Genomic DNA, 14,633 nt, shown 5'->3' with positions numbered 1-14,633 from the left:
GCCGAAACCGTCACGCCGGCACCCCGGCGGCGGGGTGGACGTCGTCGTGGATCCGGGCGGCCAGGCGCGCGGCCACCCCGGCCGGGTCCTCGGCCACCAGCCAGTGACCCGCCTCCAGCTCGCACAGCTCGGGACGCGACGTACTGTGCCGCCGCCAGCCGAGCAGGCCGCCGCGGGTCAGTTGGTCGTCGTCGCGGCCGTACAGCACGGTCACCGGTGTCTCGAGCGGCGCGGTCCGGCGGTGGTAGTACGCCGCGTACAGGGCGAAGTCGGCACGCAGCGCCGCCTCGAAGACCGGGCGCAGGTCCGGGTTCGCCAGCTCGGGCGGCACCCCGCCCTGATCCAGCACGGCATCCCAGAACATGTCCTCGGGCAGCTGGTGCAGGCGCCGCGGCAGCGGCGCCACGTCCGGGGCGGCGAACGAGCCGACGAAGAGCCGGTCCGGCGTGGCGGCCCGTGCGGCGAGGTACGCCAGCAGCGCCCCGCCGCAGTATCCGAAGTACGCCCGGTAGCCGGGGATATCCGCCAGGTCCCCCGCGATGTCGGCGATCAGCCGCTCCACATCGGTGCGCGGCGCCTCGTGCAGCCGTGCCTGCCGGCCGGGCAGGTTCAGCGCCCAGGGTTCGATGTCGTCCGGCAGGTGGGCAGCGAGGTCGGCGAGGGCTCCCGGTCCACCGCCGGCGTGCGGAAACACGACGAGCCGGGCGCGGGCCCGGTCCCGGCGTTCCAGCCGCAGGAACCAGCCGTGCGTCGTGCTGTCCGGCGTCTCCACGGCGCTCATCGCTGCCCGGCCAGGTGCGCCGACAGCCGGCGCGCGGTGGGATGGTCGAAGACCATGCGCAGCGGCACCGGCTGCCCGGTGATGTCCGCGACCCGGATGGCGAGCTGGGCGGCGAGCAGCGAGTGCCCGCCGTTGAGGAAGAAGTGGTCCGCCTCGCCCAGCGCCGGCCGGTGCAGCAGGTCACGCCAGAGCTCGGTGAGCCGGGCGGTGAGCTCCGGATCGGGATCGGGTCCGTCGTCGTCCGGCGCGGGCGGCCCGGCCGGCGCCTCGGACAGGTCGAGCGCCCGCAGCGCCGCGTGGTCGGTCTTGCCGTTCGGGTTCACCGGGAACTCCGCCAGCACCCGCAGCCGTGACGGCAACGCGTACGACGGGAGGCGCTCGCTCAGGTACGGCCACAGCTCGCCGGCGAGCGCCGGCTCGGGGATGGTCGTGCCGGGCGCCACCCGGACGAACGCCCGCAGTTCGGCGTCGGTCTGCGGGTCGCCGGTGATCACCACCGCAGCGTCCAGCACGTCCGGGTGGGCGCGCAGCACCGCCTCCACCTCCGGCAGCTCGATCCGGTGTCCGCGCAGCTTCACCTGCCGGTCGTTGCGGCCGAACAGCTCCAGGGTGCCGTCGGCGTGCCACCGGGCCAGGTCGCCGGTGCGGTAGTACCGCCCGTACGCCGCCGAGGACGGGAAACGCTCGGCGGTCAGTTCCGGCCGGTGCAGGTAGCCGTGGCTCACCCCGGCGCCGCCGATGCACAGCTCGCCCAGCATGCCCGGCGGCAGCGGGGAGCCGTACTCGTCGGTGACGAACACCGTGGTGTTCGCCAGCGGGCCGCCGATCGGCACCGGGTCGGCCGGCGTGCCGTCGATGCGCGCCACGGTCGACCAGATGGTGGTCTCGGTGGGGCCGTAGACGTTGAACAACCGGCAGCCGGTACGCAGCAGGTCGGCCGCCAGGGCTGCGGACATCGGCTCGCCGCCGCACAGGACGGTACGGCCGCGCAGCTCGTCGTCCACCTCGCCGGCCGCGAGCCGCCAGAACGTCGGGGTCGCCTGCACCACCGCGACGTCGTGCTTGACCACGAGCTCCAGCAGCTGCGCGGGACGGGTCTGCGCGTCGGCGCTGGCCACCACCACAGTTCCGCCGGTGGCCAGCGGCATGCACAGCTCCAGCCCGGAGATGTCGAAGGCGGTCGTGGTGGACCAGAGCACCGCCGTCCCCGCGGTGACGCCGAGCCGCTCGGCGAAGTCGAGCACCACGTTCGCGAGGTTGCCGTGTTCGACCACCACGCCCCGCGGCGTCCCGGTGGAGCCGGAGGTGTAGATGACGTATGCAGGGGTTTCCGGTGCGGGCGCGGCCGGCTGCGCGGCGGCCGGTTCCTGCTCGCCTGCGGCCAGGTCTTCCCAGTTCAGCGCGGGTACGTCGACCTCGAGCGGCGTGCCGTCGGTGACCACGAACCGGGCCTGCGCGTCGGCCAGTTGGGTAGCCAGCCGCTGCCCCGGGTGGCTGGCGTCCACCGGCAGGTAGCACGCGCCGGCCGCCCACCCGCCGAGCACGGCGGCGGCCAGGGCGGAGCCACGCGGCAGGGCGAGCGCCACGATGTCGCCGTCGCGTACCCCCTCGGCGCGCAGCCGGGCAGCGGCTCGACGCGCGGTCGCGGCCAGGTCGCCGTACGTGACCGGGCCGGCCTCGTCGATCACGGCGACCGCGGTGGGATCGGTCGCCGCGTGTGCGAAGAAGCGCTCGGCGACCGTACGGCCGGTGAACTCGTCGCGGGCCGTGTGGTTGACCGCGGCCAGCACCGCCCGCTCCGCGTCGGTGAGCATGTCCAGTTCGGACACCGGCCGCCGCGGATCCTCGGCCGCGGCGCGCAGCAGCAGCTCCATGCGGTCCAGCAGCGCCGACACCTCGGCCCGGTCGTGCACCTCGGTGCTGTAGTTCGTGATCATCTGGCCCCGGTCGCCGCCGAGGATGGTGAGCTGGATGTCGAGCCGGCTCTCGTCGCGCTCGATCGTCGGGGAGACCGGCCGCTCCCCTGCGATCGAAATGTCGCTATCGTCCCAGGGGCGGTAGTTGAACAGGTGCCGGAACAGCGGCACCCGCCAGTCCGGGGAGTGATGCCCGAGGCCGGTGAGGATCTCCTCCACCGACACCGAGGCGTGCTGCACGCCGTTGAGGAAGACGTCGCGTACCTGCCGGGCGAGGTCGGCGAAACTGGCCCGGGGATCCACGCAGACCCGCAGCGGCAGCGTGCTGACGTTGAAACCGAGCCCGGTGACGCCGGCGGTCGAGCGGCCCGTGACCGGCACGCCGACCACCAGGTCCGGACCGGCCCCGTGCCGGAACAGAGTGAGGTAGAACGCGGTGAGTAGCAGCAGGTTCTCGGTGCTGCCGAGGACGCGGCGCAGCGAATCGATCGCCGAACGGGTGTCCGGCGCGAGCGGGCTGACCATGGTGCCGCCGGCGAAGGTCGGCCGGGCAGGGCTGGGCCGGGCGCCGGGAAGCGTCAGAAGCGCGGTGTCCACGCCGCGTAGGTGCTCCGCCCAGAACCGTACGTCCTGCGGTGAGCCGGGCGTCTCGGCGGGCTCGTGAACCGGGTCGCGCAGCTCATCCGGGACGGCACCGCCGGCCGCCATCGCGTCGTAAACCCGGGCGAGCTCGTCGGTGAGCATCGCCAGGGACATCGCGTCGCTGACCGCGTGGTGCACGACCAGCAGCAGCGCGCTGCCTCCCCCGGCGATCTGGAACAGGTCCACCCGCACCGGCAGCTCGGCCGTCAGATCGAACGGCCGGCGCGCCGCCGCGTGCAGGCGCTGCGTGAGGTCGTCCTCGGTGGCGGCACCGACCTCCACGGTGAGCGTGACGTCGTCGGCCGCGCTGACGTGCCGCAGCGGCACCCCGGCCGCGGCGGGGAACCGGGTGCGCAGCGACGAGTGCCGGGCGACCAGGTGGTTCATCGCCGCGTGCAGCGGCCACCAGCGCAGCTGTCGGGTGGTGCGCAGCACGATGCTGAGGTTGGAGACGGCGGAGTCCGGCGCGAGCTGCTGCAGGATCCAGAACGCGTGCTGCCGGGCACCGACCGGCCGCAGCGGCTCGGCCGGCGCGGGCAGACCGAGGTCACCGCCGCCGGGGCCCGCTGGCTGCTGGACGAACGTGCTCACTCAACCCTCGCTCTCGCTGTCGGTGGTACGGCGGCTAGCCCCGGCGGGACACGCGCGCGGTGTCGTCATCGCGGCCGGGCACCGGGACGGTCACCGCCTCGGCGGGCACCGGCACCGGCTCGGTCTCGGCGGCCGGGGCAGCGTCGTCCTGGACAGCGTCGTCCTGGACAGCGTCGTCCTGGGCAGCGTCGTCCTGGGCCGGACGGCCGGTCGGCCGGTCGGACAGGCCGCGCAGGCTCGGCTGCACGTACGCGAGCGCTGCGGTGACCAGCATGAGCAGGCCGACCAACAGCATGAGCAGCGCGATGCCACGACCCGGCCCGGTCCCGACGACCGTGCCCACCGAACCCGCCAGCCGGCCGCCGGTACGCAGCATCGGCTCGAAGATGCGGTCGGCCAGCGGCCCGGCCAGCAGGTAGGACACGGACAGCACCGCGCCGCTGACCATGTTGTAGGTGGCGAACACCCGGCCCTGCACCGCCGGCTCGACCTCGAGCTGCAGCACGTTGCGGGTGGTGCCGTCGACGATGGTGAAACAGAAGGTGAAGCCCAGCGCCGCGATGAGGATCAGCGGCACGCTCGGGCGCAGCGCGCCCAGGCAGAGGAAGGCGCCCAACGGCAGGGCGAACCCGGCCAGGCCGTTGATCCGCCGGAGCGGGCCGCCCCACATCGCCAGCGCCATGCTGCCGGCCACCGCCCCGACGCCCATGCACGCCACCACCAGGCCGAGCGAGGCGGCCGAGGCGAACGAGAGCACGAGCGGAGTCAGCAGCGCGTCGGCGTATCCGAGGCTGACGTTGAGCGCCATGCTGAACAGCAGCAGGGTCAGCAGGGCACGCCGGGTGCCCAGCACCCGCCACCCGGTACGGATCTCGGCGAGCAGCCCGTCGGCCGCCCCGGGTTCGGCGGCGGGGCGGGGCGGGCGCGGAATCCGTACGAACGCCAGGATGACGACGTTCAGCAGGAACGTGGCGAAGTCCACCAGCAGTACGCCGTCGAGCCGGATGGCCAGCAGCAGCACGCCGCCGCCGGCGAAGCCGACCGTGCTGCCGAGCGCCTGCGCCAGCATGAGCAGCCCGTTCGCGCGTCCCATCTGCTCCTTCGGGGCGAGCAGCACGACCGCCGAGCTCAGCGCCGGCATCTGCACCGAGCGGACCAGCGACTGGATGCCGACCGCCACGAAGATGTGCCACGGCTGCAGCACACCGGCGTGGAACAGGCCGGCCAGCGCCACCACCGTGACGGCGGAGACCACTTCGCTGACGACCAGGATCGCCCACCGGCTCAACCGGTCCACCAACACACCCGCGAGCGGCGCGAACAGGACACCGGGCAGCAGGTTGATCAGCAGGGTGACGCCGTACTGGGTGGCGGAACCCGTCTGCTGGAAGACCCAGACGCCCAGGGCCAGCCCGGTGAGCGCCGATCCGAGCACAGACGTCAACAGGCCGAGCGCGAGGGCGGTGAACTTACCCATGGAGGTTGCTCCGTTCGCCATGGCGGCCGGGCCCGCGGGGCCGGGACTCGTCGGCCGGAAGAGACGGCGCCCAGCCCGGGCCGTCGCCGCCACATCGAGAAACTAACCACCGGCCGGGTGCCACCGGATGTCCCACAAACAAGGGAACCGCACGTCAGAACCGGAAAGTGCGGGCCACGAACGACTGCCCGGCCAGCGACGGCCAGCGGGCCCAGTGCAGGTCGGAGGGGAGTACCGGCGCGCCTGCGACGTCCGGCAGCCCGGCGCTGATGGCCACCACGCGGACCGGTACGGTACCGCTGCCCCGGATACGCAGGACGACCTCGACCCCGCCGGCCGGGGGTGCGATGTACAGGAAGCCCCAGTGCCAACCGCCGCCAACATCCGGCAAGGTGTCCTCGGTGGGCAGCACGACACCGTCGACCGTGACGTCGACCGGGCGGTGGTTCGTCGTGTCGACGAAGGCCGCCAGCTGGAAGACACCGGCCGGGGCGGACAGTCGGACGCGTACGGTGCGGATGTCGCCGCTCTGCGAGACCTCCGGCGTGGTCGCCTGCGGATCGGCCGCCGCGCCGCTCACCGGCGCTGGGCCGTTGTGCAGCGCGCCGGTGCCGAGCTGGGGCATCTGGTCGTCGAACCGGCGCGGCGACGCGGTCAGCAGCGGGCCCACCGCCGGCTGGCCGGGGCCGCCGTCGCTGACCCAGAAGGCGGCCCCGCGGTCGGCGTCGAGCAGGTAGCCGAGGCTGACCGGGTGCGGCGCGCCCGGGCGGGGCTCGCGGTCGTACACGGTGGCACCGGCGAACGCGGCCACCGCGGCCAGCGCGAGTGCGGCGAGTCCGGCGGTGGTGGCCCGGCGGCGGGGCAGCAGCTCGGCCGCCCCGGCCGCCGCCGCGCCCAACAACGCGGCGAGGACGAGCAGCACGCCGAGCAGGCCGAGCCCGAGCGCCGGCACCAGGAGCACGCCGACCGGGGTGAGCAGCACCGCCGTCGGTACGGCCAGGGCGTAGATGCCGGCGGCGGGTGGCAGCGCGCCGGCCCGGGCGAAGCGCAGCGTGACGGCAAGTCCTGCGACGCCGATGAGCGCCGGCCAGGTCGCCAGGTACGCCGTCCCCGGTGCGAGGACGGCGAGCAGTAGCCCGATCAGCGCGAACCAGCCGGCGACCACGGTGGCGACCTCCACCGGGCGGGCGCGGCGCCGCACCCAGCGGTACCAGGCGATCACCGCCACTGCGACGATGACGAGCTCGGCGAGCGCGTACGGGACCAGGCCGGGCAGCTGGCCATGGGTCAGCCTGATGTCGGGGCGCACCGCGATCAGCCCGGACCAGGCGCCCTGCCACACCAGGACCGGTGCCACGATCAGCACCAGCGGGAACGTCACGGCGGCGCGGAGGAGGCCACGCGGGGACAGGCCACGCCGACGCTGCCACAACCCCAGCGCGAGCACACCCGCCACGGCGAGCACGGCCAGCGGCAGCACCAGCCCGCCGGGGTACGAGACGAGCAGCCCGAAGATGCTGAAGTACGTGGACTCGCCCCCGCGTACGCCGAGGTCGGCCGCCCCCAGCTCCCGGGCCGTCCGCAGGATCACGTCGCCCATGTCCTGCACGGTCCGGGGTTGGATGGCGGAGATCTCGTCCCGGGCGGTGTGGTAGCGCCACGCGTCGCCGAAGAACGAGAAGTTCAGCCCGCGCATGCCGCCGTCGTGCAGCGCCGTCAGGTCGGTGCCGTTGTTCAGGAGCCGGTAGACCTCCGAGGCGGCCGACGTGGTGACGGCCCGGGAAGCCCGGATCGCCGGGTCGAGGCCGGTACCCAGCGCCTCGAACATGACCACCGGCCCGGAGTTGCCGCGGGCCTCCACGTTGACCACCACGACCTGGGTCGGGTCCGGGTAGAGGCCGGACCGCAGTACGACGTCGGCGCCGAGCGAACCCTGTTCCTCCCCATCGGTCAGCAGGATGTCGATGTTGTTGCGCGGCGCAGGCCCGGCACGCAGCACCCGCGCGATCTCGATGAGCGCCGCGATGTTGGCACCGTTGTCGGCGGCGCCCGGCCCGGTCGGCACCGAGTCGTAGTGGGCGACCAGCAGCACCGTGCCGGTCGGCCTGGTGCCGGCGATGCGGGCGTGCACGACGGACATCGTGCCGAGCGTCGTGAGCTCGTTGGGCGCCTGGCCGGTGCGGGTGGTCACCTGTGGCTGGAGGCCGACCGCGCGCAGCCGACCGATGATGTTCTCGCGTACCTGCGGCTGGGCGGCGGACCCGGTGGGGTGCGGGGTCGAGGCGATCCCGTCGAGCAGGTCCATCGCCCGCGCGGCGGAGAACGTGTCCGTGGGCGCCGATGCGGGTCGGGCGGCGGGGGTACGCAGCGGCAGCGTGGCCAGCAGCCCGGCGATCACCAGCACGGCCAGCGCCACCCACGTCGGCCACCGCTTCGCCGCGGCGTCCGCCGGCCGGGCGGGCGGGCCGCCGGGCACGGCGGCAGTATCGGTACGGTCCTCGCGGTAGCGCTGTTGCGTCATCGTCGTCTCCTCCGCGTCGCCCGGTCAGCCGGCCGTCGCCGCGGCGAGGGGCGCGGACAGCAGCCGCAGCAGCTCGCCCGGCGCGTCGATGAACCGGTGGTGCCGGCCCGCGAACAGCACGAAGTCGGTGTCCCCGCACGCGTTCCAGCCGGCCATCCGGTCGGCCGGCACCTCGCTGTCCTCGGTCCAGCCGACCGCGGTGATCGGGCAGTCCAGGCGCAGCGGCTCCGGCACGACGTAGCGGCGGCTCGCCTCCACGTCGGCGCGCAGCACGTCGGTGTAGAGCCGGACAAGCTCGGGATGCGGCTGACCGCCGAGGGCCTGGATCGTCGTGGTGAGCTCCTCGGCCATCTCCGGGTCGGTCATGCCCAGCATCCGGCCCACCGGCCCGTCCTGCGGCGCCACCTGGGAGGAGACGACCAGGTGTGCGGGCCTGGGGCCGCCGGCTCGCTGCAACTGGGCGGTCGCCTCGTACGCGGCCAGCGCCGACCAGCAATGGCCGAAGAAGGCGAACGGAACGTCGAGGTAGGGCCGCAGCCCTTCGATCATCGCCGCGGCCAGCTCCTCGAACGTGGCGGCGACGGGCTCGGCGATCCTCGTCTCCCGGCCGGGCAACTCGACCGGCACCAGGTCAACCGCGGCGTGCCGGGCTGGCCAGTTGCGGTACAGCCCGGCACCGCAGCCGGCGTACGGGATGAGGAAGACGCGCGCGGTGGCGGTGGCCGACGGCTTCGCGGTGAGCCACGGGTTCCGACGGATGAGGGTCGCCATAACGCTGGAGGGTAGGAACGGCCGGGCGTGGCCTGCAGTCGCCAAAAGCAGGGACGACGGCGGTTCACGTGCGACCAGCCACCGAAACCGGCGACAGGACCGGCCGCCCGGCGGCTCCTAGATTCGACAGCGTGGCAGAGTCCGAGGTACTGACGGTCTACGACCCGTTCTCCTACCGGATCCACGAGGACCCGTACCCGACGTACGCCTGGATGCGGGAACACGCCCCGCTGTACCGCAACGACGAGCGGGACTTCTGGGCGCTCTCGCGGTACGACGACGTGCTGGACGCCCTGCGCCGTCCCGGGCTGTACTCCAGCCGCAACGGCATTTCGCTGGAGTCGGACCTGTGGGGCCCGGACTCGGCGAAGACCAGCAGCTTCCTGGCGATGGATCCGCCGGACCACGGCAAGATGCGCCGGCTGATGGGTGCCGTCTTCAAGGGCCGCTGGGTGCAGTCGATGGAGTCCCGCGTGCGGGAGCTCGCCCGCGCCCGGCTGGAACCGCTGGTCGAGCGCGGCGAGTTCGACTTCGCCGGCGAGTTCGCCGCGACGCTGCCCAACGACGTGATGTGCGAGGTGATGGGCATCCCGGCGGCCGACCGCGAGCTCATCCGCGCCGACAACGACCTGCTCAACCACTGTGAAGACGGCAGCGAGACCCGATCCGGGGAGACCGTCGGGGCGGGGCTGCGGCTGGCCGTGCACTACGTCGGTTTGATCAATGACAAGCGGCGCCGGCCTGGCGACGACCTCACGTCCGCGCTCATCGCGGCCCGGATCGACGACGAGCCGCTGACCGACTCGCAACTGGTGGCGTTGCTGTTCCTGCTGGTCAGCGCGACCAACGAGTCGACCGGCAAGCTGATCGGCAACGCCTGGTACCACGCCTGGCGGATGCCGGATGTCCGGCGGGCGGGCCTGGACGGCCGCGCCCGCGAGTGGGGCAATGAGACATTGCGGTACGACTCGCCCAGCCAGATGATGGCCCGGACGCTGACCGCCGACACGGACCTGCACGGCACCCGGTTGCCGGCCGGCGCGCGGATCGCGCTGCTGCCCGCGTCTGCCAACCGGGACGACCGTGCCTTCGACGATCCGGACCGGTTCGTCCTGGACCGTGACGGCGGCAAGCACATCAGCTTCGGGTACGGCCCGCACTTCTGCCTGGGTGCCGCACTCGCCCAGGTGGAGATCACCGTGGCGCTGGCGGAGGCCGGCCGGCTGATCGCCGACTACGACCTGGACATGGCGGCGGCGCGGCGTGTCCACTCCCCGCACCAGCGCGGCTTCTCCTACCTGCCCACCTCGGTGGTGGCCCGCCGCTAAGCGAGCGGACCATCCGCCCGGTGGTGGGGGCCGCCGCCGACCCTCCGAGTTGTACGCGAAGGGGCCGCCCGGACATCGTCCGGGCGGCCCCTTCGCGGTGCGGGCGGTCTCTCGCTCAGCCGTTGCCTCCGCCGCCGATCCGGCCGAGCAGGGTGTCCAGCTGGGACTGGTCGACGCGGGCCAGCGGGAAGTCCGCCGGGGTGGCCGGGGTGGCCGCCGCCGCCGGCTCCTCCGGCGCCGCGGGCTCGGCCTGGGCCGCACCGGCGGTGTCCGGCCGGCCGGCGGCTGCCGCCGGCCCGGCCGGTGCCGAGGCCGGGTCGGCGCTGCCTGGCTTGTCGGCACCCGCGGCGGAACGCTGGGCGAGCAGTGCCACCGTCGGGTGCTCGAACAGGTCGAGCGGAGACAGCGGTAGGCCCTCGTCCTTGGCCCGGGCGGCGACCTGGATCGCCTGGATGGAGTCGCCGCCGAGCTCGAAGAAGTTGTCGTTGGCGCCGACCTGGGTGACCCCCAGGACCGCGGCGACGATGGCGGCGAGCTTGTGCTCCGCCTCGGAGCTCGGTGGCACCATCTCCTCGGGCAGTTCCGGCCGCTCCTCGGTGGGCTCCGGCAGGCGCTCGAAGTCGATCTTGCCGTTGGCGGTGAGCGGCAGCCGCTCCAGGGAGACGAACGCCGCCGGGATCAGGTAGTGCGGCAGTTCCTGGGCCAGGAACCGGCGCAGGTCGGTGAGCAACACCCGGGTACGCGGCTCCGGGACCAGGTAGCCGACCAGCCGGCGCCGCCCCGGCGCCGGCTCGTGCACGGTCACCACCGCCTGGGCCACCTGCGGGTGCCGGCAGATCGCCGACTCGATCTCGGTCGGTTCGACCCGGAAGCCCCGGATCTTGATCTGGGTGTCGCCGCGGGACAGGAACTCCAGGTTGCCGTCGCCGCGCTGCCGCACCAGGTCCCCGGTGCGGTAGATCCGCTCGCCAGGGCACGCCGGGTCGGGGTCGGCGATGAAGCGCTGTGCCGTCCACTCCGGACGCTTGAGGTAGCCACGGCCCACCGAGATGCCGCCGATGTACAGCTCGCCCACGCCACCCACCGGCACCGGCCGCAGGTCGGAGTCGAGGATCTGCAGGCGTACCGACGGCAGTGGGGTGCCGATCGGCAGGCGCTGCAGGTCGGCCTCCGGCGCGTGCCGGCCCAGCCGGAAGAACGTCGAGCTGACCGTCGTCTCGGTGATGCCGTAGACGTTCATCAGCGGGATCTCCAGCCGCTGCCACATCGCCAGCCGCTCCGGCAGCACGCGTTCCGAGCCGACGATGACCAGCCGCAGCGAGGGCGGCAGGGTACGTCCGGTGCGGTGGATGTCGAGCACCCACTCGTGCCAGAACGCGGCGGGCAGCTCCATGACGCTCACCCGGTCACGCTCGGTCACCGCGTCCACGTCGATGTTCAGCCCGGTCATGTCCGCGGGCGGGAACACCACCGCGCCGCCGGCCAACCACACCGGGAACAGCTCCTCGGCGAGCACGTCGAAGCTCGGCGAGGCGAACTGCAGGAAGCGGTCGCCGGCACCCAGCCCGAGCCGCTCGGCGACCTCGGCCGCGAACGTCACCAGCGACCGGTGCTCGATCACCACGCCCTTCGGCTGCCCGGTCGACCCGGAGGTGTACACGACGTACGCCGCCGAGGTGAGCGCCGGCGGGTCGGACAGGTCCGTGCCATCGTCCTCGCCCGGCTCGTCCACCAGCACCGTCGGCACCGTGCCGGCGAGCGAGGCGAGCTTGCCGGTGGTGATCACGACCGGCGCTCCGGCGTCGGCGAGCAGCAGGTCGATGCGCTCGGCCGGGTAGTCCGGGTCGATCGGCACGTACGCGCCGCCGGCCTTGAGCACCCCGAGGACCGCCACGGCCAGCAGCGGCGAGCGGTCCACCAGCACGCCGACCGGCTGCTCCGCGCCGACGCCGAGCGACCGCAGCCGCCGGGCCAGCCGGTTGGCGTCCCGGTTGAGGTCGGCGTAGCTCATCGCCACGCCGTCGCACACCACCGCGGGGTCGTCCGGGGCGAGGGCCGCCCGACGCTGGAAGCGCTCGACCACACCGGTGCCCACCCGGTGCGGTGCCGGCAGCGGTGCCACGGCCTCCGCCGAGACCGGGGCGGCCAGCTCGATGTCGCCGACCCGGCGGTCCGGCTCGCCGACCAACTGGGCCAGGACGTACTCGAAGTGCTCCGCGAGCCGGGCCACGGTGTCGTGGTCGAACAGCTCGCTGCTGTAGTGCCACAGCAGCGACATCGCCTCCGGCCGGGGCTGCACAATGAGGATGAGGTCGATCGGGATGGGCCCGAGCTCCACCGGTTCCGGGCTGATCCGCAGCCGCGGCGTCTCGTGGGTCTGCGTCACCGGGCGGGAGATCTCCCCGGGTGAGGTCAGGACGTTGACCATCATCTGGATCAGCGGGGTCTGCGACGCCTCCCGCGGCGCCAGCTCCTCGATCAGCCGGTCGAACGGGATGTCCTGGTGTGCGAAGGCGGCGGAGACCACGTCGCGGGACTGGTGCAGCACCTCGCGCAGGGTCTGTGACCGGTCCACCCGCAGCCGCAGCGGCAGCGCGTTGGCGAAGCAGCCGATGAGCTGCTCGGTCTCGGTGCGCACCCGGCCGGTGATCGCCGAGCCCAGCACGATGTCGTCCTGGCCGGTGTAACGGTGGAACACGACCGAGGACACAGCCGCCATGATCATGGCGATCGAGATGCTCTCGGCCTCGGCGAACCGGCGTACCGCGACCGCCGTGTCGGCGCTGAGCTCGACCGCGTGCTGGTCGGCCGCGAACGTCCGCCGTACCGGGTGCGGCCGTTCGGTGGGCAGCTCCAGCCGCGGCGGGATGTCGGCCAGCGTCTCCTTCCAGTACGCGAGCGCGGCGGCCATCCGCTCCTCGTCGAGACGCTCGCGCTGCCACGCCGCGAAGTCGCCGTACTGGATCGGCAGCGGCACCAGGCTCGTACCCTCACCGGCCAGGAAGGCCTGGTAGAGCAGGACCGCCTCGCGTACGACGATGGACGCCGACCACCCGTCCGACGCAGCGTGGTGCATGATCAGCAGCCCCACGTACGTCTGGTCGTCCAGCCTCAGCACGGTGGCCCGCAGCTTCGTCGCCTGCTCCTGCGGGAAGGGGCGGGTCACCTCGGTGTCGTAGCACCGCCGTACCTCGTCGGCCTGCTCCTGCGGGCCGAACCCGCGCAGGTCCACCACCGGCAGCGGCACCGGGGTGACCGGCTGCACCACCTGCACCGGCTTGCCGTCGATCAGCTCCACCGTGGAGCGCAGCACCTCGTGCCGGGCGGTGATCTCGGTGATCACCCGGGCCAGCAGGTCGAGGTCGAGGTCACCCTCCAGGCGCAGCGCGCCGATGATGTTGTTGGAGGGACGGAACCGTTCCAGCGCCCACTCCCGCTGCTGGGCAAACGACAGCGGCGTGGGCCGGGAACGGTCCCGCGGGGTGATGCCGCCCTGGTCCATGGTGCCCTGGTCGGCCACCATCCCGGCGGCTCGCGACTCCAACAGCGCCCGCTGCTGCGGGGACAACGCCGCGATTCGGCTCTGCAAATCGGTCATCGGACCACTCCCATCCGTCGGTCACACAGGCTCGAGGCGCGCGAGTGCACAGAGGTCTTCAGCAACCGTGCGGATCAGCCGTGACTCCTCGGCCGCGTCGAAAAAATGCCCGCCCGGCCGTACCACCAGCTCGAACCGGCCGGTGGTCTCCGCGCGCCAGCCACGCATCCGCAGCGGAGAACCCTCCGGGTCGTCGCGGCCGGCGAACGCGAGAATCGGCATGTCCAGCGGCGTACGGGGGCGGAATTGGAACGTGTCGAGCAGGGTGAGATCGGCACGCAGTGTCGGCAGCACGGCCTCCAGCAGCTGCGGCTCGGCGAAGACCTCCGGCGGGGTTCCGCCCATGCTGCGCAGGTAGCCGACCAGGTCCTGCTGCCAGTCGGTGCGCCGGTCCGGCTCTGCTGGTGCGGCGGCACTGGCCGTGTACAACGCGATCGGCGTGGGCATGCCCCGGTCACGCAGCCCGTGGGCCAGCGCCCAGGCGATCCGCGCACCCATGCTGAGCCCGAAGAACGCGAACGGCCGGTCCAGCAGCGGGCCGACGACGCCGGTGAGCCGGTCCACCAGGGGTGCCATCCGCTGCACCGGCGGCTCCCGGAACCGCTCACCACGGCCCGGCAGCTGCACGGCGATCGGCTCGATGACGGCGGGCATGTGCCGCGGCCAGTCCCGGTACAGCCAGGCCGCACCGCCCGCATGATGGAAGCAGAACAACCGTACGGCGGCGGATTCGGCGCCGCGCGGCCGTCGCAGCCAACGCGCCGCGTCGTCCGATGGACTCATGCTGCTTGCCTCCTGCGGGCCAGCGAACGGACGATCTGGCGGACGCGCTCGGCGGCCAGCGTAGGCACCGCCACGGCCGGCCAAGGAGTCACGTGAATGGGCGACTCACGCCCGCCGGGCACCCGCGGCCGCGCCCGGCTGTCGCCGAAATACCCGACGGGAGAACCCGGCACCTCTCGGCTTGACTGGCAGCTGTCCCAGGTCACCGGCGCCCGCCCCCGCGGG

The 14,633-nt window shown here is 73.3% G+C and carries 8 protein-coding genes; 1 reads left to right on the top strand and 7 read right to left on the bottom strand.

The annotated features are described in order from the left end of the window. Positions 1-10: 10 nt before the first annotated feature. The 5 genes from SNR22_RS23400 to SNR22_RS23380 all read right to left on the bottom strand — a co-directional run bounded on the left by SNR22_RS23400 (position 11) and on the right by SNR22_RS23380 (position 8,699). Positions 11-781, bottom strand: a complete 771-nt coding sequence (locus tag SNR22_RS23400) for a thioesterase II family protein (protein WP_320068797.1) — start codon at positions 779-781, stop codon at positions 11-13. Further along, positions 778-3,930 carry an amino acid adenylation domain-containing protein gene (locus tag SNR22_RS23395; protein ID WP_320068796.1) on the bottom strand — a complete coding sequence of 1,051 codons (3,153 nt, stop codon included), beginning with the start codon at positions 3,928-3,930 and terminating at the stop codon, positions 778-780. The genes SNR22_RS23400 and SNR22_RS23395 overlap by 4 nt, the downstream gene beginning before the upstream one ends. 34 nt (positions 3,931-3,964) lie before the next feature. Continuing rightward, on the bottom strand, positions 3,965-5,407 hold the full coding sequence (locus SNR22_RS23390) for an MFS transporter (RefSeq protein WP_320068795.1): 1,443 nt from the start codon (positions 5,405-5,407) through the stop codon (positions 3,965-3,967). Positions 5,408-5,561: 154 nt separating this feature from the next. Then, positions 5,562-7,928: a M28 family peptidase gene (locus SNR22_RS23385; RefSeq protein WP_320068794.1), complete on the bottom strand. Its 2,367-nt coding sequence runs from the start codon at positions 7,926-7,928 to the stop codon at positions 5,562-5,564. Between the two features lie 24 nt (positions 7,929-7,952). Next, positions 7,953-8,699, bottom strand: coding sequence for a thioesterase II family protein (locus SNR22_RS23380; protein WP_320068793.1), 747 nt, complete (start codon positions 8,697-8,699; stop codon positions 7,953-7,955). Positions 8,700-8,830: 131 nt separating this feature from the next. Between SNR22_RS23380 and SNR22_RS23375 the strand changes: the two genes are divergently transcribed. Further along, positions 8,831-10,027 carry a cytochrome P450 gene (locus tag SNR22_RS23375; RefSeq protein ID WP_320068792.1) on the top strand — a complete coding sequence of 399 codons (1,197 nt, stop codon included), beginning with the start codon at positions 8,831-8,833 and terminating at the stop codon, positions 10,025-10,027. Positions 10,028-10,142: 115 nt separating this feature from the next. On the opposite strand, the gene SNR22_RS23370 is transcribed toward SNR22_RS23375, so the two are convergent. Together SNR22_RS23370 and SNR22_RS23365 are read right to left on the bottom strand one after the other, a co-directional pair. After that, positions 10,143-13,625, bottom strand: coding sequence for an amino acid adenylation domain-containing protein (locus tag SNR22_RS23370; RefSeq protein WP_320068791.1), 3,483 nt, complete (start codon positions 13,623-13,625; stop codon positions 10,143-10,145). Positions 13,626-13,646: 21 nt separating this feature from the next. Then, complete coding sequence (locus SNR22_RS23365) at positions 13,647-14,408, bottom strand: thioesterase II family protein (protein WP_320068790.1); 762 nt, start codon at positions 14,406-14,408, stop codon at positions 13,647-13,649. Between the last annotated feature and the right edge of the window lie 225 nt (positions 14,409-14,633).

This window comes from Micromonospora sp. RTGN7, from assembly GCF_033804645.1.
Lineage (GTDB): Bacteria > Actinomycetota > Actinomycetes > Mycobacteriales > Micromonosporaceae > Micromonospora.
The sequence above is the reverse complement of the archived record's forward strand: the minus strand, read 5'-3'. Positions and strand labels throughout refer to the sequence as shown.

Excerpts from the sequence above, each read along its gene's own strand:
- SNR22_RS23400 (WP_320068797.1), bottom strand. The coding sequence starts at position 781 with ATGAGCGCCGTGGAGACGCCGGACAGCACGACGCACGGCTGGTTCCTG.
- SNR22_RS23390 (WP_320068795.1), bottom strand. The coding sequence starts at position 5,407 with ATGGGTAAGTTCACCGCCCTCGCGCTCGGCCTGTTGACGTCTGTGCTC.
- SNR22_RS23385 (WP_320068794.1), bottom strand. The coding sequence starts at position 7,928 with ATGACGCAACAGCGCTACCGCGAGGACCGTACCGATACTGCCGCCGTG.
- SNR22_RS23380 (WP_320068793.1), bottom strand. The coding sequence starts at position 8,699 with ATGGCGACCCTCATCCGTCGGAACCCGTGGCTCACCGCGAAGCCGTCG.
- SNR22_RS23370 (WP_320068791.1), bottom strand. The coding sequence starts at position 13,625 with ATGACCGATTTGCAGAGCCGAATCGCGGCGTTGTCCCCGCAGCAGCGG.
- SNR22_RS23365 (WP_320068790.1), bottom strand. The coding sequence starts at position 14,408 with ATGAGTCCATCGGACGACGCGGCGCGTTGGCTGCGACGGCCGCGCGGC.